At 68.6% G+C, this 21,230-nt stretch carries 15 protein-coding genes, 1 tRNA gene and 1 riboswitch; of the genes, 11 read left to right on the plus strand and 5 right to left on the minus strand.

Annotated elements, in window-relative coordinates:
* The first annotated feature begins 379 nt into the window (after positions 1–379).
* A riboswitch (SAM riboswitch) is annotated at positions 380–496 on the plus strand.
* A 75-nt stretch (positions 497–571) separates the two neighbouring features.
* The 5 genes from ACK4MH_RS11245 (at position 572) to ACK4MH_RS11265 (ending at position 3,881) form a co-directional block, all read left to right on the plus strand.
* Positions 572–1,612, plus strand: a complete 1,041-nt coding sequence (locus ACK4MH_RS11245; RefSeq protein WP_409718244.1) for a homoserine O-succinyltransferase — start codon at positions 572–574, stop codon at positions 1,610–1,612.
* The gene (gene metB, locus ACK4MH_RS11250) at positions 1,609–2,793 is read left to right on the plus strand and encodes a cystathionine gamma-synthase (protein ID WP_409718247.1); all 1,185 of its coding nucleotides are present in this window, start codon (positions 1,609–1,611) and stop codon (positions 2,791–2,793) included. The genes ACK4MH_RS11245 and metB overlap by 4 nt, the downstream gene beginning before the upstream one ends.
* 52 nt (positions 2,794–2,845) lie before the next feature.
* Positions 2,846–2,920: transfer RNA gene (locus tag ACK4MH_RS11255), tRNA-Glu, on the plus strand.
* Between the two features lie 48 nt (positions 2,921–2,968).
* Positions 2,969–3,442 carry a hypothetical protein gene (locus ACK4MH_RS11260; protein ID WP_409718249.1) on the plus strand — a complete coding sequence of 158 codons (474 nt, stop codon included), beginning with the start codon at positions 2,969–2,971 and terminating at the stop codon, positions 3,440–3,442.
* Between the two features lie 172 nt (positions 3,443–3,614).
* Positions 3,615–3,881, plus strand: coding sequence for a hypothetical protein (locus tag ACK4MH_RS11265; RefSeq protein ID WP_409718252.1), 267 nt, complete (start codon positions 3,615–3,617; stop codon positions 3,879–3,881).
* A 146-nt stretch (positions 3,882–4,027) separates the two neighbouring features.
* Here the strand turns inward: ACK4MH_RS11265 and ACK4MH_RS11270 are convergent, their stop codons facing one another.
* The 4 genes from ACK4MH_RS11270 to ACK4MH_RS11285 form a co-directional block, all read right to left on the minus strand.
* A complete protein-coding gene (locus ACK4MH_RS11270) occupies positions 4,028–4,972 on the minus strand; it encodes a hypothetical protein (protein WP_409718255.1) in 945 nt (314 codons plus the stop codon).
* 4 nt (positions 4,973–4,976) lie between these two features.
* Complete coding sequence (gene carA, locus ACK4MH_RS11275; protein WP_409718258.1) at positions 4,977–6,137, minus strand: glutamine-hydrolyzing carbamoyl-phosphate synthase small subunit; 1,161 nt, start codon at positions 6,135–6,137, stop codon at positions 4,977–4,979.
* 82 nt (positions 6,138–6,219) lie between these two features.
* Entirely contained in the window at positions 6,220–8,457 is a 2,238-nt protein-coding gene (locus ACK4MH_RS11280) for a glycoside hydrolase family 3 N-terminal domain-containing protein (protein WP_409718261.1), read from the minus strand.
* Between the two features lie 258 nt (positions 8,458–8,715).
* A complete protein-coding gene (locus ACK4MH_RS11285; protein ID WP_409718264.1) occupies positions 8,716–9,495 on the minus strand; it encodes a ZIP family metal transporter in 780 nt (259 codons plus the stop codon).
* Positions 9,496–9,562: 67 nt separating this feature from the next.
* On the opposite strand from ACK4MH_RS11285, the gene proB reads away from it, so the two are divergent.
* Genes proB through ACK4MH_RS11305 form a run of 4 tightly spaced genes read left to right on the plus strand, consistent with a single transcriptional unit; the run spans position 9,563 to position 12,569 of the window.
* On the plus strand, positions 9,563–10,720 hold the full coding sequence (gene proB, locus ACK4MH_RS11290) for a glutamate 5-kinase (protein ID WP_409718267.1): 1,158 nt from the start codon (positions 9,563–9,565) through the stop codon (positions 10,718–10,720).
* Complete coding sequence (locus ACK4MH_RS11295) at positions 10,717–11,994, plus strand: glutamate-5-semialdehyde dehydrogenase (protein WP_409718270.1); 1,278 nt, start codon at positions 10,717–10,719, stop codon at positions 11,992–11,994. The genes proB and ACK4MH_RS11295 overlap by 4 nt, the downstream gene beginning before the upstream one ends.
* Before the next feature lie 37 nt (positions 11,995–12,031).
* Positions 12,032–12,247, plus strand: a complete 216-nt coding sequence (locus tag ACK4MH_RS11300) for an AbrB/MazE/SpoVT family DNA-binding domain-containing protein (protein WP_248117873.1) — start codon at positions 12,032–12,034, stop codon at positions 12,245–12,247.
* On the plus strand, positions 12,234–12,569 hold the full coding sequence (locus tag ACK4MH_RS11305; RefSeq protein ID WP_409718273.1) for a type II toxin-antitoxin system PemK/MazF family toxin: 336 nt from the start codon (positions 12,234–12,236) through the stop codon (positions 12,567–12,569). Before ACK4MH_RS11300 ends, ACK4MH_RS11305 begins: the two co-directional genes overlap by 14 nt.
* Before the next feature lie 57 nt (positions 12,570–12,626).
* On the opposite strand, the gene ACK4MH_RS11310 is transcribed toward ACK4MH_RS11305, so the two are convergent.
* Entirely contained in the window at positions 12,627–15,059 is a 2,433-nt protein-coding gene (locus ACK4MH_RS11310; protein ID WP_409718276.1) for a membrane-bound PQQ-dependent dehydrogenase, glucose/quinate/shikimate family, read from the minus strand.
* 228 nt (positions 15,060–15,287) lie between these two features.
* On the opposite strand from ACK4MH_RS11310, the gene ACK4MH_RS11315 reads away from it, so the two are divergent.
* Entirely contained in the window at positions 15,288–16,715 is a 1,428-nt protein-coding gene (locus ACK4MH_RS11315; RefSeq protein WP_409718305.1) for an NAD(P)-dependent oxidoreductase, read from the plus strand.
* The gene (gene gltB / locus ACK4MH_RS11320; RefSeq protein WP_409718279.1) at positions 16,712–21,223 is read left to right on the plus strand and encodes a glutamate synthase large subunit; all 4,512 of its coding nucleotides are present in this window, start codon (positions 16,712–16,714) and stop codon (positions 21,221–21,223) included. The genes ACK4MH_RS11315 and gltB overlap by 4 nt, the downstream gene beginning before the upstream one ends.
* Positions 21,224–21,230: the final 7 nt, after the last annotated feature.

Genomic DNA, 21,230 nt, shown 5'->3' on the forward strand with positions numbered 1-21,230 from the left:
GGCGGACCGGGCGGGGTTCGGGTTCTGCGGTTGCCGGGGTTCGGCGCGCTAAACTCGTCCCGCCCGTGAGGGCATGGTGATGGTGGTGGTGGTCGTGCCGCCAATAGTCGTGCCGCCGAGGGTCATGCCGACACGCGTCGCGGCGAGGCCGGCGACGGTGGAAAGTTCGGCGATGAGCGAGCGCTGTTGCACAGGGCAGGTCCGGTTGAAATCTGAGCCTAGGGTGATCGGACCACCCCCATCCTGTCAAGCCGCGATGGATGATTTTTTCGCGACAGGCCGATTTTGGCTCATTTCACACCCGACTGCACCGGCCAACAGCCGCTAATGGCATGAATTTTCCGCTTGACCGGCGCCGCCAGTTTGATCAACGTAAAGTCACTCATCAAGACCAGCCGAGGGATTAGGCCCTTTGACGCTGGGGCAACCATCGGGTCTCACAGCTCGAAACGGTGCCAACTCCTGCGAGATCCTTCGGGATCGCGAGAGATGAGTGGAGCATCGGCGAGACGACGCTCCACGATCTGTCACCGCATCGAGCCTTGCTGAGCGAGAACGATGCGGAACGACGATGACACTGGCTGAAACCTCCCTGTTCGAAGACCCCGACTGTCGCACCACGACAGCCAAGACGCCTTCCCGTGAACGCGGCGGCGCACGCGATGTCATCGTGCCCATCCCCGCCGACTTCCGCCTGGCCTCGGGCGAACGGCTGAACCAGCCCAATATCGTCGGCCGCCTGCACGGCCGGATCGGCGCGCCCGTCGTCGTCGTCGCCGGCGGCATCTCGGCCGGCCGGTTCGTCCACCGCACCGAGACCAACGGCCTGGGCTGGTGGTCAGGCGCCGTGTCGGTGCGCGGTCCCATCGATCTGAGCCGTTTCCAGGTCCTGGCCGTCGATTTCGCCCCCGGCGCCGAGTTCCTGGAAACCCCCGTCACCATCACCACCCACGACCAGGCCCGCCTGCTGGCCCTGGTCCTGACCCATCTGAAGATCGAGCGCGTCTCCGCCTTCGTCGGCTGCTCCTACGGCGGCATGGTCGGCCTGGCCTTCGCCGAACTGTTCCCCGACTGGGCCGAGCAGTTGATCGTCGTCTCGGCCGCCCACCGCGCCCACCCCCAGGCCACCGCCTGGCGCGGCATTCAGCGCCGCATCCTTCAGTTCGCCGTCGCCGCCGGCCGTCCCGAGGAAGGCGTCGCCCTGGCCCGCGAGTTGGCCATGACCACCTACCGCACGGCCGAAGAGTTCCACGACCGGTTCGAGACCACTGCGCCCCAGGCCGTCGGCGGCGCCTATCCCGTCTGCGACTATCTGACGGCGCGGGGCCAGGCGTACCGGACCCACACCACCCCGGCCCGCTGGCTGTCGATGTCCGATTCCCTGGACCGCCACAGCGTGACGCCGGAAGCCATCAAGACCCCCGTCACCCTGATCGGCTTCACCTCCGACCGGCTGGTGCCGATCGACGACATCCGCGAGCTGGCCGCGCGGCTGCCGACCCTGTGGCGCTTCGTCGAGGCGCCCTCCCTGTATGGCCACGACGCCTTTCTGAAGGAGGACGCCTTCGTCGGCGACATCCTCCGCGCCGCTTTCAAGGACATCAAAGCATGACTGCCCGCCGCCCCGCCGACCCGCACACCATCGCCGCCCGCACGGGCGTGGATACGGACACGGCCCACGGCGCGGTCATGCCGCCGCTCTATCTGTCGTCCAACTATTCCTTCGCCGGCTTCGAGCAGAAGCGGAAGTATGACTACAGCCGGTCGGGCAACCCGACCCGCGACGTCCTGGCTGAGACCCTGACCGAGCTGGAGAGCGGCGCCGGTTGCGTCATCACCGCCACCGGCATGGCGGCGGTCGACCTGCCCCTGGCCTTGCTGGAGCCCGGCGACCTGCTGATCGCGCCGCACGACTGTTACGGCGGCACCTGCCGCCTGCTGAACGCCCGCGCCAGGAAGGGTCATTTCGACCTGCTGCTGGTCGATCAGGGCGATCCCGTCGCCTTCGAGGCGGCCCTGGCGTTGAAGCCGAAACTGGTCCTGGTCGAGACCCCGTCCAATCCCCTGCTGCGGCTGGTGGACGTGGCCGACATCTGCGCCCGCGCCCATGCGGCCGGCGCCAAGGTCGTCTGCGACAACACCTTCCTGTCGCCGGCGCTGCAGAACCCGATCAAGCTGGGCGCCGACTTCGTCGTCCACTCCACGACCAAGTTCATCAACGGCCACTCCGACGTGGTCGGCGGCGCCGTCATCTCGGCCGACGCCGAGGATCACCAGACCCTGGCCTGGTGGGCCAACTGCACGGGCGTGACCGGCTCGCCGTTCGACGCTTATCTGACCCTGCGCGGCGTGCGCACCCTGTTCGCCCGGATCGAGCGGCAACAGGCCACGGCGGGCAAGATCGCCGAACTGTTGAACGCCCACCCGGCGGTCAAGGTCGTCCACTATCCCGGCCTGACGTCCCACCCCAACCACGCCCTGGTCGCCGCCCAGCAGGCCGGACCGGGCGCCATGCTCAGCTTCGAGCTGGAAGGCGGAACCGAGGCCGTGCGGGATCTGGTCGAGGCGCTGGAGATCTTCACCCTGGCGGAATCGCTGGGCGGCGTCGAAAGCCTGATCGCCCACCCCGCCACAATGACCCACGCCGCCATGACCCCGGAGCAGCGCGCGACCGCCGGCATCGGCGACGGCCTGTTGCGGCTGTCGGTCGGGCTGGAGCATGTCGAGGACCTGATCGCCGACCTCTTCCCCGCCCTGGACGCCGTGATCCCGGCAAAGGCCGAAGCCGCCTGATTTTTTGCTTGCAGAGGGGGCCAAACCGGGGCAAATGCGCCGCCCCGGCCGCGGTCCCTTCGTCTATCGGTTAGGACGTCAGGTTTTCAACCTGAAAAGAGGGGTTCGACTCCCCTAGGGACTGCCACCGGGTTTCGCTCCGACAGAACAAACTTCGGGTCAGCGAGCATCACTTATGCATACCCACGCCAAGTTGATCGACGTTCTTTACGAAGGGGTGTGGCACGCCACCTCTGTTGAGCGTTTTAAAGCTATTATGGTGGATGGCTTTATCCGAGTTCGCCCACCCCTTCATCAATATCCAAACACGTTCTGCCAATACACCGGACGGGTTAGCTTGTTTGACTTCCGGGAAGCACCAGGCCTCTTTGATGCTATAGAAAGAGGCCTGTGGCTCGGCTTCTCGGATGGCATTCCAGGCGGGCACGTGGTCTTTCTACAAGTCGACCCTGGCCTTCCTGTGCCTACCGCAGCGAGCCTTGTGGACGAGTTCAATGAAGCTCGCAGCAGGCCGCCTACTGGCGTTGGAGGCTCTCGACTCATTGCTGGCTTAGAGACTGGCTATACGGCAGATATCCCTATTGAGCGGGTCGTGCGGACGTTTGTATGGGAGCCAAACGGCAACACCTTTTCCGATGTGGTGAAGTGATCGCTCCGACCCCGGATTAAGATTTCAGTAACTATTTTGTTCGGAACCGGGCAGTAAGCCCTTCGATTCACGGACTTTTTTCGGACGCACTCAGGAACTATCCACAGGGACTGTGGTTAACCCATCGTTAGCTCGGCGCAGAAGCGCCTCTCCCTCCTGAACCGAGACACCCATGTTCATCGCCATCGCCCGTCCGGCGGTGGAGCCCCAAGGCCCCGACGCCGTCGCCGTCCCCGGCTCCCCCGCCATCGTCGAACTGTCGCCCCGCGCCCTGCATGCGCGCCTGCTGGAAAACGCCGCCCTGCGCCGGATGCGCGGGCAGGAACGTCGTCGCGAACAGCGGCTCGAAGACGCCGACTACTGGCTGCACGCCGCACCCATGGCGGTCAGAAAGGCCAGCGCCCTGCGCGAAGAGCGCAGCTTCGCGCCCCTGCCGTAAGACGCCGGCCAACACCACAGCCCGTCATCCTCGCCCTTGTGGCGAGGATCCAGACTCCCGGTGCGTCCGCAGGGTGCGCCATCGTCGATACCGGGCGTATGGATCCTAGGCACAAGGCCTAGGATGACGGAATTGCAGGGGAAAACCTATCGCAGTTCGGGCGTCCGTCGGCGCAGAGAGGCCTTCAGCTTCTCCAGCTTCTGGCCCGCAGACTTGGGCCGTACGCGCTTGCGGTGCTCCAGCCCGCCGCCCCACAGCGCATGGACCGGCGCATCCAGATGCGGATGGCGGTCGTGCTGGTGGACGATGGGGCTGAGGCTGCCGTCGGGATTGATCACCTTGCCGTCTGCAAAGGTCAGAGCGTCGCCCGGCGTCAGGCCCAAGGTCGCCACGCGGCCGTAGTTGGGTCGGATCGACGCGCCGACCAAGCCCTGATGGATCGCCATGTTGAAACCCGCCTGATCGGCGCCGAAGGCCCCACCGAACTCCGAACGCGGCGTCGCCGCCAGCGACAGGATCAGCCGCGACAGACGCGAGACCTCGGCGCGCGGCCCCAGGATCGTGCCGACGCACAGACAGGGCTTGTCGGCCAAAGACGCCGCGATCCCCTCGCCGAACAGGGCGCGCAGATATTTCATGTTGAAGGCGTGATCGGCCAGCGGCGCCTCGGCCTCAACGAAGGCCTCCAGACCCTCGGGCGCCGGCGAGAACGGCGCGGCCTGGAAGATCACGTCGCGCACGTCGCACGCCAGGGCCGCGCCCGGACGATCCCCCAGCAGACCGGCGAAGGCGACGAACCTCTGCATCACCGGATGCGGCGCCCAGCCCCGCCACACCGGCGCATCGACGGTGGTCACGTCATTCTGGGCCAGGAAGGCGCGCAGGTCAGGGTCGGCGTCGACCACCAGGGCGACCGGCCCGTCGAACACGGCCCTCAGCGACAGAACGAAGGGCGCGATGTCGGCGGCGTCGTATCCGGTGGCGTAGCCGACCACCACGTCCCCGTCGGGCAGGGGCGCGATGCCGCGTCCGACCTCCAGCGCCTGGGCCAGCCAGTCCAGATAGTCCGACCGAACCGCCCCCTTTTTCATGACGTCAGCGCGGGCCCATCAGGTCGGCGAACCGGTCGAACAGATACAGGCTGTCGGCCGGCCCGGGCGAGGCCTCGGGGTGGTGCTGGACGCTGAAGATCGGCTTGTCCTTGACCGCTATGCCGCAGTTGGTGCCGTCGAACAGGCTGACGTGGGTTTCGGTGACGGCGTCGGGCAGGCTGTCGCGATCCACGGTGAAGCCGTGGTTCATCGAGACGATCTCGACCTTGCCTGTGGTCAGATCCTTGACCGGATGGTTGGCGCCGTGGTGGCCCTGTTCCATCTTCACCGTCCTGGCGCCCAGGGCCAGGGCCAGCATCTGGTGACCCAGGCAGATACCCATCAGGGGCTTGCCGCTGGCGACCAGTTTCTGGATCTCGGGCACGGCGTATTCGCCGGTGGCGGCCGGGTCGCCCGGACCGTTCGACAGGACGACGCCGTCGGGATTGCGGGCCAGCACCTCTTCCGCCGTGGTCGTGGCGGGCACCACGGTGATCTTGGCGCCGGTCGAGGCCAGGGCGCGCAGGATGTTGCGCTTCACCCCATAGTCGATGACGACCACCTGCTTGCGGCCTTCAGTCTTCGGGTGACCTTCCGGCCATTCCCACAGACCCTCGTCCCATTCGAACGCCTGCAGCGTCGAGGCGGGCTTGGCCAGGTCCAGACCGACCAGGCCGGTCCAGGCGCGGGCCTGGGCGATCAGGGCGTCCAGATCGAACTGGCCGTCCGGATCATGGGCGATGACCGCGTGGGGGGCGCCCTTGTCGCGGATGATCTTGGTCAGGGCGCGGGTGTCCACGCCCGCCAGACCCACCACGCCGCGCCGCTTCATCCAGTCGTCGAAACTGGCGTCCGAACGATAGTTGGCCGGATCGGTCGGCACGTCGCGGAAGATGGCGCCCCGCGCCGAGGTGTCCGACCCGCCGCCGATCTGTTCGATGTCTTCCACGTTCGTGCCGGTGTTGCCGACGTGCGGGAAGGTGAAGGCCAGGATCTGGCTCATGTAGGACGGATCGGTCAGGATTTCCTGATAGCCGGTCATGGCGGTGTTGAAGACCACCTCGCCCAGGGCCGAACCGACCGCGCCGACGCCGATCCCTTGCAGGACCGTGCCGTCGGCGAGCGCGAGGACGCCCGTGGCGCCCGGAAGAATCTTCGTCGTCATGGGCGCGCTCCTACACACGAATCCGGCCCGAAAGGCGGCCGGACGCAAACGGCGGCGTCGTTAAGCCCTGCAGTCGCCTGGGTCAACGACCATCGGTGATGGAAGCCGGTCCGATCAGCTGGAAAGTCGCCGTCGCCCCGCCCTGGGCGTGCGGCGCCAGCCACACGTCGAACAGGCCCGGCTCGATGCGCCAGGTCTCGTCCGCCCCGATGAAGCCCAGCTGGCGAGGGTTCAGGGTGAAGGTCACCTTCTCGCTCTGGCCCGGACGCAGCGATACCCGCTTGAAGTCCTTCAGCAGCCGCCCCGGCTGGGTCAGGCTCGCGACCCGGTCGTGGATATAGAGCTGCACCAGTTCCTCGGCCGCGCGCGATCCTGTGTTGGTCACGGTCACCGTGACGTCCAGCGTGCCGGCCCACTGGAGCTTGTCGCTTTCCATCTCGATCGGCCCATAGCTGATCGCGCCGTAGGTCAGGCCATAGCCGAACGGATACAGGGCCGTATTGGGCGTCTCGCGATAGCGGGACTTGTATTCCTCGGTCGCCAGATCGGGATTGGCCGGGCGGCCGGTCGTCTTTCGGTCATACGAATAGGGCTGCTGGCCCGACTTGTGCGGGAAGCTGACGGGTAAGCGCGCCGACGGGCCGTGATCGCCGAACAGGACGTCGGCGACGGCATGGCCCATCTGTTCGCCCAGGAACCAGGTCACGACGATGGCCTGGGCGTTCTTGACATTGCCTTCCAGCGCCAGGGCCCGGCCGTTGCGCAGCAGGATGACCATGGGCTTGCCCAGGGCCGTCATGGCGTCCACCAGCGCGACCTGCGGCGCTGGCACCACGATCTCGGTGCGCGACTGGGCCTCGCCCGACATATTGGTCGCCTCGCCAATGGCCAGGACGATGACGTCGGCGTCGCGGGCGGCCGCGATGGCCTGGTCGATGCCCCCGGCCAGCGGCGTTTCGACGCCCGAACCGCGCGCGATGGTCAGGCGCTGGGGATCGCTCATGGCCGCACGGAAGCCGGCCTCCAGCGAGACCCGACGCTCGGGCGCGCCCCAGATGGTCCACGGCCCCCAGACATTATCCACGTCGTCGGCGAACGGGCCGATCAGGGCGATCTTCTGGCTCCTGTTCAGCGGCAACAGCCCATTGTCGTTCTTCAGCAGCACGACCGACTTGCGGCCCGCCTCGCGCGACAGTTCGATATGTTCGCGCGCGCCCACCACGGCCTTCTCGCGCACCGGATCGGTGCCGCGATAGGGATCGTCGAACAGGCCCAACGCCGCCTTGGTGTTCAGGACGCGGCGCACCGCCTCGTCCAGACGCGCCATCGACACCTCGCCCGAGGCGACGAGGCCGGGCAGATGCTCCAGATACAGGCCCGACACCATCGACACGTCCACCCCGGCGTTGAACGCCAGACGCGCGGCGTCGCGACCGTCCTCGGCGAAGCCATGGGCCACCAGCTCCTGCTCGGAGGTGTAGTCGGAGACCACGAAGCCCTCGAAGCCCCATTCGCCGCGCAGGATGTCGGTCAGCAGCTTGCGGCTGCCCGACGCCGGCACGCCGTTCACGTCGTTGAAGGCGCTCATGATCGACAGGGCGCCGGCGTCCACCGAGGCCTTGAACGGCGGCAGGAAGACCCCGCGCAGCGTCTGCTCGCTCATGTCGGTGGTGTTGTATTCCATCCCGCCGACGGCGGCGGAATAGGCGGCCATATGTTTGGCGGTGGCCAGGACGGCGTCACGGTCGTCCAGCCCCTTGTCGCCCTGGAAGCCGCGCACGCGGGCGGCGGCCAGCAGGTTGTTTAGCAGCACGTCCTCGCCGGCGCCCTCGACGTTGCGGCCCCAGCGCTGGTCGCGCGCCACGTCCACCATGGGGGCGTAGGTCTGGTGCACGGCGGACGCCGCCGTCTCGACCGCCGCCGCGCGGGCGGTGCGGCGCGCCAGGTCGGTGTCGAAGGCTGCAGCCTCGGCCAGGGGCACGGGGAAGATGGTGGACAGGCCGTGGATCACGTCCGCCGCGAACAGCAGCGGAATCTTCAGCCGGCTTTCCTCCATCGCCACCTGCTGGATGCGGCGGCCCGTCTCGGCGCCGATGCCGTTGAACAGGCTGCCGACCTTGCCTTCGCGGATCAGGGCGGTGACGCGCGCGGGGTCCCCCGTGCCGTCCAGCGGGTTCACCGCCGTGGGCATCCACCGGAACGGATCGGCCAGCAGATTCAGCTGTCCCGCCTTCTCCTCGACCGTCATGGCCGCGATCAGATCCTCGATCTTCTGGCGGTGACGCGCGACGGTGCGGGACGCTTGGGCGGATACAGGCATGGGGAAAACTCCGGCGCCCATCAGGGCCAAAAGCCCCAGGCCAGACAAGAAATTTCTACGGGAAGCCGCAGGCTTGAGAGGTCGCGTCATACGGGTGGCGCTCCTTGCGGGGGACTAATCGAGCAGCGAGAGCGCAGGCCTAGCCTCTCGCCCCCGGCGGCTTCAACCCCCGCCCCCGATGTAAATCGATGTAACGCCCCGGTGCGCGGTCACGCCGCGTTTCATGCAGGGGCGTTGCCCCCGCTTCATCGCCCCGCTTCATCCCAGGGCGATGTCCAGGAACATCATCCCCACCAGGCCGATCATCAGACCGATCATCGACCCCTCGCCCTTGGACTTTTCGCGGGTCTCGGGAATGATCTCGGCGGTGACGACATAGATCATGGCCCCGGCCGCCAGGCCCAGGCCCCACGGCAGGGCGCCGGGCAGAACATCGACCACGCTGGCCCCGATCAGTCCCCCGACCGGCTCGACCAAGCCCGACGCCAGCGCCGCCAGGAAGGACGGCCAGCGCCCATAGCCCAGGGTCGCCATCGCCGCCGAAACGGCCAGGCCCTCGGGCATGTTCTGGATGCCGATGCCGAGCGCCGTGGACAGGCCCTGCTGCATGTCGCCGCCGCCGAAGCTGACGCCCACGGCCGCGCCCTCGGGGAAGTTGTGCAGGGTGATGGCGATGATGAACAGCCAGATGCGCCGCGACAGGTCGCGCGATCCCGCCGGGCCGATGGCCAGCATGTCCACCGGCGCGAACCGGTTCATCAGGCCGATCACCGTGGCCCCGATCAGCACCGCCGTTCCCATGACCCCTGCCGCCGCCGCCTGGCTGGCCCCGCCGGCCTGCAACACGTCCACGCCGGGAATGATCAGCGAGAAGAAGGACGCCGCCAGCATGACCCCGGCGGCGAAACCCAACAGGGCGCTCTGGGTCTGGACGCCCGCCTTGCGGAAGAACAACAACGGCACGGCGCCGACGGCCGTCATCATGCCCGCCGCCAGACTGCCGAGACCACCCGCCGCAATCGGGGAAAGAGATTCCATCATTCGCCTGCATTGCGGCGCGATGCGGCAAGAGACAAGCCCGAATACTCGCGTTAGAGAAATCGTCATGTCCCAGCGCGCCGCCCTCCCCGCCGGCCCGAACGCTGCGTCGGCGCTGGGCGCCGCCCGGCGGGTCGTGGTCAAGATCGGATCCTCCCTGCTGATCGACGCCGCCACGCGCCGACCGACGCACGACTGGCTGGCCGCCGTCGCCTCCGATCTCGCCGCGCTGAAGGCCGAGGGGCGTGAGGTCATCGTCGTCTCGTCCGGCTCCATCGCCCTGGGCCGGGGGCGTCTGCCGAACCTGGGGGCGCGGCTGGCGGACAAGCAAGCGGCGGCCTCGGTCGGACAATCCCTGCTGATGGCCGCCTGGTCCGAAGCCCTGGCTCCCCACGACCTGATCGCCGGGCAGGTGCTGCTGACCCGCGACGACACAGAACGCCGCCGCCGCTGGCTGAACGCCCGCGCGACGATCCAGGCCCTGCTGGCCCACGGCGTCATCCCCATCGTCAACGAGAACGACACGGTCGCCACCGAGGAGATCCGTTACGGCGACAATGACCGGCTGGCGGCGCGGACGGCCCAGCTGGCGCGGGCCGATCTGCTAGTGCTGCTGTCGGACGTGGACGGCCTCTACACCGCCGATCCGCGCCGTGATCCAAACGCCGCCCACCTGCCCCTGATCGAGACCCTCAGCCCCGACATCCTGGCCATGGGCGGGGGCGCCAACGCCGATGCGGGCGTGGGCACCGGCGGCATGGCGACCAAGCTGGCGGCGGCCCAGATCGCGCGCTCGGCAGGCTGCGCCACCATCATCGCCTCGGGCCAAACGCTTGCACCACTGTCGGCCGTTCGCGACGGCGCCCGCGCCACCCTGATCGCCGCGCCCGACGGGCCGATGGCCGCCTATAAACAGTGGATCGCCGGCAGCCTGTCGCCGGCCGGAACCCTGACGCTGGACGCCGGCGCGGTCACGGCGCTGAAGGCCGGCAAGAGCCTGCTGCCCGCCGGCGTCACGGCCGTGTCCGGCGGTTTCGAGAAGGGCGACTGCGTGCGCCTGATCGACCCGGACGGCCGCGCGGTCGGGGTGGGTCTCGCCGCATACGCCGCCGACGAGGCCGTGCGCATCCGGGGCCGCCGTTCCGACGAGATCGAGGCCCTGCTGGGCTATCGCGGGGCCTCGGTGCTGATCCACCGCGACGACATGGTGCTGGACGACCGATGACCGATCTGAAGACCCGAATGCTCGACGCCCAAATGCTGGAGATGGGCCAGCGCGCCCGCGCCGCCGCAGCCGCCTTGCGCGAAGCGCCGGCCGCCGCCCGCACCCGCGCGCTGGAACTCCTGTCCGCAAAGCTGGCGGCGGCCGAGCCCGCCCTCCTGGCCGCCAACGCCCGCGACGTGGACGCTGCTCGCAAGGGCGGCATGACCGAGGCCCTGATCGACCGGCTGGCCCTGACGTCCGCCCGCGTCGCCGGCATGGCCCAGGCCGTCGCGACCATCGCCGCCGTGCCCGATCCCCTGGGCGTCGAGACCGAGCGCTGGACCCCCGCCAACGGCCTGGACATCGCCCGCGTCCGCACCCCCATCGGCGTGCTGGGCGTCATCTATGAGAGCCGGCCCAACGTCACCGCCGACGCCGCCGCCCTGTGCATCCGCTCGGGCAATGCGGCCATCCTGCGCTGCGGCTCGGACTGTCTCCAGTCGTCCCTGGCAATCGCCGCCCTGATCGCCGAGGCCCTGGCCGAGGCGGACTTGCCGGCCGATGCGATCCAGCTGGTCGACACCCCCGACCGCGAGGCCGTGGGGCTGATGCTGACCGGCCTGGACGGCGCCATCGACGTGATCATCCCGCGCGGCGGCAAGAGCCTGGTCGCCCGCGTCCAGGCCGAGGCTCGCACGGCGGTGCTCAGCCATCTGGAAGGCTTGAACCACACCTATCTGCACGCAGCCGCCGATGTGGACGCCGCCCGCGCCATCGTCCTGAACGCCAAGATGCGCCGCGTCTCGGTGTGCGGCGCGACCGAGACCCTGCTGGTGGACCGGGCCGGAGCGGAACGTCTGCTGCCCCCCGTCGCCGCCGACCTGATCGCCGCCGGCTGCGAGCTGCGCGGCGACGCCGAGGCCCTGGCCCTGGTCCCCGAGATGAAGCCCGCCGACGACGCCGACTGGGTCACAGAATATCTGGCGCCTATCCTGTCGGTGCGGATCGTGGACGATCTGGACGCCGCGACCGATCACATCGCCCGCTACGGCTCGGGCCACACCGAGGCCATCGTCACCACCGACGCCGAGGCCGCCGAACGATTCGCGGCGCGGGTGGACAGCGCCATCGTCCTGATCAACGCCTCGACCCAGTTCGCCGACGGCGGCGAGTTCGGCTTCGGCGGCGAAATCGGCATCTCCACCAACCGCCTACACGCCCGAGGCCCGGTCGGCGCCGAACAGCTGACCACCTACAAATACGTCGTGCGCGGCCAGGGCCAGATCAGGCCCTGACTTGCCGTCGGTAAGGAAATTCCTTACCTTCTCATGCATGATCAAGAGTCGCCTGACATCCAAGGCCCAAACCACCATCCCCCAGGCCGTGCGCGCTGCGCTGAGCCTGCAGGACGGGGACGAGCTTCAATACGATCTGGACGGCGACCGGGTGATCCTGCGAAAGGCCCGCAGGGCGCCGGCGGAAGATCCCTTCGCGGCGTTCGACGAATGGGATGGCGAAGCGGACCGCAAGGCCTATGCCGGACTTTGAGCGCGGCGACGTCGTCCGCGTCCCCTTCCCCTACACAGACCGTAGCACCCGCCAGCATCGCCCCGCACTAGTCGTATCCGACGGGCCGCTGGGCGACGGCGACCGGCTGTTGTGGGTCGTCATGATCACCAGCGCGGACAACCGGCCGTGGGCCGACGATGTGCCGTTCGGCGACAGCTATGCCGACGCCGGCCTGCCCGCGCCATCAGTTGTCCGACCCGCCAAGATCGCCGCCATAGACGCCGCCGTCGCGACCCACCTCGGCCGCATCGACGACGAGCGGCTGGCGCGGACGATGGCTGTCATCCGCGCCAACCTCTGACGTTCACGTCCTTCTGGTCTCAAGCAGCGCGAAGCGCGGTAGGCCCAGCAAGAGAGCTTATGCTCTGCCCTTGGGCAAAGCATAAGCGATGACGTAATCGCCCTCCGGCGTCTCCATGAAGTGATGGCCACCGGCCATGATCACCAGATACTGGCGGCCGTTCTGCTCGTAGATCATAGGGTTGGCCTGGCCGCCCGCAGGCAGGACGTCGGACCAGACCGTCTTGCCCGTCTCGATGTCGATGGCGCGGATCAGGTCGTCTGTCGCTGCGGCGATGAAGATCAGGCCGCCCGCCGTGACCACCGAGCCGCCGTTGTTCGGCGTGCCGATCTCCAGCGGCAGGTGCGAGGGGATGCCCCATGGGCCGTTCTTGCGCGCCGTGCCGAACGGACGGTCCCACAGCGTCTTGCCCGAGCGCATGTCGATGGCGGTGATGCCGCCGTACGGAGGCTCCTTGCACAGCAGGCCGGTCCACTTCACGCGCCAGCCGGCATTGACGTCGATGGCGTAGGGCACGCCGATCTGCGGGTCGCCTGCGCCTTCGCCCTTGGACAGGTTGCCGCCGCGCATCGCCGCTTCCTTCTGCTGGGCGATGTAGCGGGGGTCGTCGCGCGGGAACCAGCCCTTCTCGTTCGCCTCGGCGCGGGGGACCAGCCGGTTGTAGTTGGGCATGTCGTTATAGTTGGCGACAATCACGCCGCGCGCCGGATCGACCGCCACACCGCCCCAGTCCGAACCGCCGTTATAGCCCGGATAGTTGATGTAGTGGTTGGTCGAGGGCGGGGTGTAGTAGCCCTGATAGTTCGCCTTCTTGAAGTTGATGCGGCACATCATCTGATCGATCGGCGACATGCCCCACATGTCCGCCTCGACCAGGTTCGGCTTGCGCAGGGTGGCGAACAGCGAGAACGGCTGGGTCGGCGAACGCTGGCCCTGTTCCGTGCCGCCGGTCGTGGGAACGCGGCGCTCCTCGACCCCGTGCAGCAGCTGGCCCGTGGCGCGATTGAACACATACATGTCGCCCTGTTTGGAGGGCAGCAGCACGGCGGGCACGACGCCGTTCGCGGTGGGATAATCGATCAAGGTCGCCTGCGAGCCGAGGTCGAAGTCCCAGACGTCGTTGTGCACCGTCTGATAATGCCAGCGCGGCTTGCCGGTGGTCACGTCCAGCGCGACCAGGGCGGTCGAATACTGTTTCTCCAGCGGACGGCGCGAGCTGGACCAGTAGTCGGCGGCCGAGTTGCCCATCGGCAGATAGACCAGCCCCAGGGCTTCGTCGCCCGTCGCCGTGGTCCACATGTTCGGCGTGCCCGGCGTGTAGGTCTCGTCCTCGGGCGGCAGGCCGCTGCGGTCGGGGCGCATCATGTCCCAGGCGAAGCGCAGCGCGCCGGTCTCGACGTCGAAGCCCTGGATCACGCCGGAGGCGTTCCAGCGCTTCTGACCGTCAAGCACCTGATGCCCGGTGACGATGATCCCGCGCACGATGACGGGGGCCGAGGTGATCGACACCATGCCCGGATAGGGATCGCCCATGCCGGTCTTGATGCTGACGGCGCCGTTCTGACCGAAGGCCGGGCACGGCCGGCCCGTCCGGGCGTCGACCGCGACGATGCGGCCGTCCAGCGTGCCCTCGACGATCTTGGTCGCGCAAGGGTCGGCGGGATTGGCGTTTGCGCGCGCATGATAGGTCACGCCGCGGCAGGCGGCGGTATAGGGGATCTGGTCGTCGGCGACCTGGGGGTCATAGGTCCAGATCTGCTTGCCGGTGGAGGCATCCAGCGCGAACAGCTTGTTGCGGGCTGAGCAGAGATAGACGGTGTTGCCCACCTTCAGCGGCGTGGTCTCCGCCCCCCAGCGTTCGCCGGGCAGATCGCCGGTGCGGAAGGTCCAGGCCCGTTCCAGCTGGCCGACGTTGTCCTTGTTGATCTGGTTCAGCGGCGAATAGCGCTGGGCGCTGTCGGTGCCGCCATAGGCCGGCCAGTCGGCGCCGGTCTTCAGCAGGGCCGGATCGTTGTAGCCGCCGCGCACGCCCGGAACCGGGCTCATCACCTGGGCCTGATTGGCCTGGGCGACTGCAAAACCGAAGACGACGGTGAGAACCGCAAGCCCCAGCGCCCCGAAGCCCGCCGTCTTGCCCCCGCCGCGCGACCGCAGCACCGGCAGGGTCGCCAGCACCAGGAACATCAGCACCAGTGGGCCGACCAGACGCGGCACCAGGGCCCATCCGTTCAGGCCCTTTTCCCACAGCGCCCAGATCACCGTGGCGACGAAGACCGCCCCATAGACCCACGCCCCGCGCACGTCGCGCCAGACAAGCAAAAGGCCCGAAACTATAAGTCCCAGACCCGCGAGCAGATAGTACCAGGAGCCGCCCAGCGTCGCGAGCTGCACGCCCCCGACGGTCAGGACCAGGCCGATAACGGCCAGCAGAAGACCGAGAAGCAGGGTCAGCCACCCTCCCGGTCCGGTCGGGGTTGTCCATCGCGGCATGATCGCACTCTCTGGCTGCATATTGAGCCTCGGCAACGTTTGGGCGCCGCGCGGGTTCCTAATTGTCGCACCCAGGAACCAAAAGCCGTTGCGCTGCACACCGCTCACCAGAGCAACTTTTGACGACGAAACATCCGCAATTGGATGATTTTTTCTTTTTCAGCGCCCGAGAACCGCTCGCGGCAATAATATTTGCCTTGAACCGAGCGTTTGCGGCATATGCGCGGTATGCATAAGACCCTGAAGCAAGGCGGGACTTTCGTCGTCGAACCACGCCGCCTCTCGAAGGCCTCGGCCGAACTGCGCGCGCGCGGCTTCGGCGAGATCACGATTCCGCCCTCGACCGAGACGGCCGAGAAACAGGCGTCGCGCTGCACCGACTGCGGCGTGCCGTTCTGCCAGAACGCCTGCCCGCTTCAGAACAACATTCCCGACTGGCTGCGCCTGTCGGCCGAGAACGAGCCGCGCGAGGCCTGGCGCGTCGCGTCCCTGACCTCGACCATGCCCGAAATCTGCGGCCGCATCTGCCCGCAGGACCGGTTGTGCGAGGGGGCCTGCACCCTGAACCAGTCCGGCTGGGACGCCGTGACCATCGGCTCGGTCGAGGCCTGGCTGGGCGATCAGGCCTTCGCCAACGGCTGGGTCGAACCGATCCGCCCGGCCGCCGAACGCGGCGAGAGCGTCGGGATCGTCGGCGCGGGCCCGGCCGGCATGGCCGCCGCCGACCGTCTGCGCAGCGAAGGCTATCAGGTCACGGTCTATGACCGACACGACCGCGCCGGCGGCCTGCTGATCTACGGCATCCCCGGCTTCAAGCTGGAGAAGCACGTCGTCCAGCGCCGCGTGGACCGGCTGATCGACGGCGGGGTCCAGTTCGTGCTGGGCTGCGAGGTCGGCAAGGACGTAACCCTGACCGGGCTGCGCGACCGCCACGACGTCGTCCTGCTGGCCATGGGCGTCTATCAGCCGCGCATCCTGTCGGCGCCGGGGCGTGGGCCGGATTCGACCGTCGCGGCCCTGTCCTATCTGACGCACCAGAACCGGCGCGACCTGGGCGACGCCGAGGAAGACGGTTGGCACGAGGCGCGGGGCAAGCGGGTGGTGGTGATCGGCGGCGGCGACACGGCCATGGACTGCGTCCGCACCGCCGTGCGCCAGGGCGCGGCCTCCGTCACCTGCCTGTATCGTCGCGACCGCGAGAACATGCCCGGCTCGGCCCGCGAGGTCGTCAACGCCGAGGAAGAAGGCGTCGTGTTCGAATGGCTGGGCGCGCCCAAGGCCCTGCTGTCGCAAGGCGACCGCGTCACCGGTGTGCGCGCCGCGCGGATGCAGCTGACAGAAGCCGCCCCCGGCCAGCGGCGCGACATCGTGCCCGTGCCCGGCGCCGACTTCGACATTCCGGCCGACATCGTCATCGAGGCCCTGGGCTTCTCGCCCGAGCCGTTCGCGGCGCATGAACCCGATCTGCGTCTACGCGACGACGGCACGATCAAGGTCGGCTCCGTCAGCTTCGCCACCAGCCTGCCCGGGGTCTTCGCCGCCGGCGACGCGGTGCGCGGCGCCTCCCTGGTCGTCTGGGCCGTCCGCGAGGGCCAGGACGCCGCCGCCGAGATCGACCGCTACTTCAAGACCCGCACCGAGGAGGTCGCGGCATGACCTGGCTGAACAAGTACAACGCGACCCGCGACCGACTGGAAGCCGGCAACGCCTATGACCGCGCCTCCGAGCGCGACGCCTGCGGCGTGGGCCTGATCTGCTCCATCGACGGCACGCCGCGCCGCGACGTGGTCGAGTATGCGATCCGCAGCCTGAAGGCCGTGGCCCACCGGGGCGCGGTCGATCCCGACGGCCTGTCCGGCGACGGCGCCGGCATCATGTGCGAACTGCCCCAGGGCTTCTTCGCCGAACAGGTGGCCTCGATCGGCCAGTCCCTGCGTCCCGGCCCGATCTGCGTCGGCCAGGTCTTCCTGCCGCGCACCGACCTGGGCGCCCAGGACCGCGCCCGCGCCATTGTCGAGACCGAGGCCCTGCGCGCGGGCTTCTGGATCTATGGCTGGCGCCAGACGCCCATCGACCTGTCGGTCGTGGGGACCAAGGCCGGCGCGACCCGGCCCGAGATCGAACAGATCATGCTGGCCCCGCCCCTGGACGACGCCGGCCAGCCGCTGGACGGCGAGGCGCTGGAGCGCGAGCTGTACCTGTGCCGCCGCCGCATCGAGAAGACGGTCAAGACCGAGAACCTGGCTGCCGTCTATATCTGCACCCTGTCCGCGCGCTCCATCGCCTACAAGGGCATGGTCCGGGCCGAGCTGCTGGGCGACCTGTATCCCGACCTGGAGGACCCGCGTTTCGTCTCGGCCTACGCCGTCTTCCACCAGCGCTATTCGACCAACACCTTCCCCGAATGGAAGCTGGCCCAGCCCTTCCGCATGATGGCCCACAACGGCGAGATCAACACGCTGAAGGGCAACCTCAACTGGATGAAGTCGCACGAGATCCGCATGGCCGCCCAGGCCTTCGGCGACCGTGACCGCGAGGTGAAGCCGGTGGTCCAGCCGGGCGGGTCAGACTCGGCGGCGCTCGACAATGTCATGGAGGTGCTGGTCCACGCCGGTCGCCCCGCGCCGATGGCCAAGGCCCTGCTGATCCCCGAGGCCTGGGCCAAGGACGACGTCGTCATGCCGCCCGAGCACCGGGCCTTCTACGCCTATTGCAATGCGGTAATGGAGCCGTGGGACGGCCCGGCCGCCATCTGCGCCGCTGACGGCCGCTGGATCGTGGCGGGCAAGGACCGCAACGGCCTGCGCCCCCTGCGCGCGGTCGAGACGGTCGACGGTCTGCTGATGGCCGGGTCGGAAGCCGGTCTGGTGCCGATCCCCGAAAGCCGGGTGAAGCGCCGCCTGCACATCGGCCCCGGCAAGCTGATCGCCGTCGATATGAAGCACGGCCGTCTGTACGACGAACACGAGGCCATCGACGCCCTGTCCGCCGCCCACCCCTATACTGAGTGGCTGGACAATATGGTCGATCTGGAGCCGATCATCGGCCCCGGACCCGAGCCTCGCTCGGCCTCGGGCGAGGCCCTGACCCGCCGTCAGATCGCCGCCGGCTACAGCCGCGAGGACCTGGACCTGCTGCTGGACGCCCTGGTGCGCGACGGCAAGGAGGCGGTCGGCTCCATGGGCGACGACGCCCCGCCCGCCGTCTTGTCGGCCCTGCCGCGTCCCCTGAGCCACTATTTCCGCCAGAACTTCAGCCAGGTCACCAACCCGCCCATCGACTCGCTGCGCGAAGCGGGCGCCATGAGCCTGAAGACCCGGTTCAAGAACCTGGGCAATATCCTGGCCGAGGAAGAGGCCCAGACCGACGTCTTCGTGCTGGACAGCCCCGTCCTGACCAACGGCATGTACGAGCGGATGGTCGAGACCGTCGGGGCCGGTTCGACCGTGGTCATCGACTGCAGCTACGACGTGCCGTCCGACGACGCCCGCTCGGGCGCAGGCCTCCGCGCGGCGCTGGACCGGATCATGGACGAGGCCGAGGCCGCCGCCCGCGACGGCGCGGCCCTGATCGTGCTGACGGACCAGGCCGGATCAGCCGAGCGTCTGGCCGCGCCGATGATCTTGGCCACCGCCGGGGTCCACGGCCGCCTGACCAAGGCGGGTCTGCGCTCCTACTGCTCCATCGTGGTGCGCACGGCCGAGACGCTGGACCCGCACGGGTTCGCGGTCCTGGTCGGGGTGGGCGCGACCACCGTCAACGCCTGGCTGGCCCAGGATTTGTTCCAGGAGCGTCTGGACCGGGGTCTGTATCCCGGCCTGACGCTGCGCGACGCCTGTCTGAACTACAAGGCCGGCATCGAGGCGGGCCTGCTCAAGACCCTGGCCCGCAAGGGGATCAGCGTCATCTCCGCCTATCGCGGCGGCTGCGAGTTCGAGGTGCTGGGCCTGTCGCGCGCCCTGACAGCCGAATTCTTCCCCGGCGCCCCGTCGCGCATTTCCGGCATCGGCCTGGCCGGTCTGGAACAGGCGGCGATGAAGCGGCACAAGGTGGCCTGGGGCGAGGCCCTACCCTCCCCCGCCATCGGCGGCTTCTTCAAGATCCGCTCGGGCGGCGAGGCCCACGCTCACGAGGCCAAGACCATCCACCTGCTGCAGGACGCCTGCAACCGGGGCGACTACCGCCGCTTCAAGCAGTTCTCCGAAGCCGTCCGCGCCCAGGCCGACCTGAGCCTGCGCGACCTGCTGGACTTCCGCGAGGGCGTCGCCATTCCGGTGGAGCAGGTCGAGAGCGTGTCGGACATCCGCCGCCGCTTCCTGACCCAGGCCATGTCCCTGGGCGCCTTGGGCCCCGAAGCGCACGAGACGCTGAACATCGCCATGAACCGCATCGGCGCCCGCTCGGTCTCGGGCGAGGGCGGCGAGGATCCCGAACGCTATCACCCGCGCGCCAACGGCGACGACGCCAACTCGGCGGTGAAGCAGGTGGCCTCGGGCCGGTTCGGCGTCACGGCCGAATATCTGAACCAGTGCCGCGAGATCGAGATCAAGGTCGCTCAGGGCGCCAAGCCCGGCGAGGGCGGCCAGCTGCCCGGTTTCAAGGTGACCGAGTTCATCGCCCGGATGCGCCACGCCGTGCCCGGCACGACCCTGATTTCGCCGCCGCCGCACCACGACATCTATTCGATCGAGGACCTGGCCCAGCTCATCTATGACCTGAAGGCCATCAACCCCGATGCGCGGGTGACGGTGAAACTGGTGTCCGCCTCGGGCATCGGGGCCATCGCGTCGGGCGTCGCCAAGGCCAACGCCGACGCCATCCTAATCGCAGGCCACAACGGCGGCACCGGCGCCTCGCCCCAGACCTCGATCAAGCACGCCGGCCTGCCGTGGGAGATCGGCCTGGCCGAGGCCCATCAGGTGCTGACGCTGAACAATCTGCGCGGCACGGTGACGCTGCGCACCGACGGCGGGGTCCGCACCGGGCGCGACGTGGTCATCGCCGCCATGCTGGGGGCCGAGGAATACGGGATCGGCACCGCCGCCCTGATCGCCATGGGCTGTCTGATGGTGCGCCAGTGCCATTCCAACACCTGCCCCGTCGGCGTCTGTTCCCAGGACGAGCGCCTGCGCGAGAAGTTCACCGGCACGCCCGACAAGGTGGTGAACCTGTTCACCTTCATCGCCGAGGAGACGCGCGAAATCCTGGCCTCGATCGGCGCGCGCACGATGGACGAGATCATCGGCCGCACCGACCTGTTGCGTCAGGTGCGTCGCGGCGGGTCGCATCTGGACGACCTGGACCTGAACCCGCTGCTGGTTCAGGTGGACGAGGGCGCGGCCGGCAAATGGGCCGACAAGACGACCCGCAAGCCCATCGCCGACAGCCTGGACGCGCGAGTGCTGCAGGACGCCGTCCGCTTCCTGGATCGCGGCCAGACGCTGGAACTGTCCTATCCGCTGAACAATACCCAGCGCACGGTCGGCGCCGCCGTCTCGTCCGCCATCGTGCGGCGCTTTGGCCCTCAGGGACCGGCCGGTCGTCTGAAACTGCGTCTGGAAGGCATCGCGGGCCAGAGCTTCGGCGCCTTTGCGGCCAGGGGTCTGGAACTGCACCTGACGGGCGAGGCCAACGACTATGTCGGCAAGGGCCTTTCAGGGGCCGAAATTTCGATCCGCACGCCGGAATGGCGCGAGGATCAGCTGATCTGCGGAAACACCACCCTGTATGGCGCCACCTCCGGTCGGCTGTTCGTGGCCGGCGCGGCGGGCGAGCGGTTCGCGGTGCGCAACTCGGGCGCCGAGGCGGTGGTCGAGGGCCTGGGGGCGCACGGCTGCGAATATATGACTGGCGGTCGCGTGGTGGTGCTGGGCTCGGTCGGATGGAACCTCGCGGCGGGCATGAGCGGCGGCGAGTTGTTCGTGCTGGACCAGCCGGGCTTTGCAGAACGGGCTCTGAACGGCGACCTGGCGGGCGTGTCCGACATCGACGCGGCGGCGGCCGAACGGCTGCGCGCCCTGGTCGAGGCGCACCTGGCGGCGACCGCATCGCCGCTGGCGCGCCGCCTGCTGGGCGACTGGGACAACACGCTGCAAAGGTTCGTGCGGATCGTTCCGCTGACGGACATTGTCACCCGGTCGGAACGGCTTAAGACTTCCGCCTGACCTCGTT

It is taken from the genome of Brevundimonas sp. (assembly GCF_046295075.1).
Lineage (GTDB): Bacteria > Pseudomonadota > Alphaproteobacteria > Caulobacterales > Caulobacteraceae > Brevundimonas.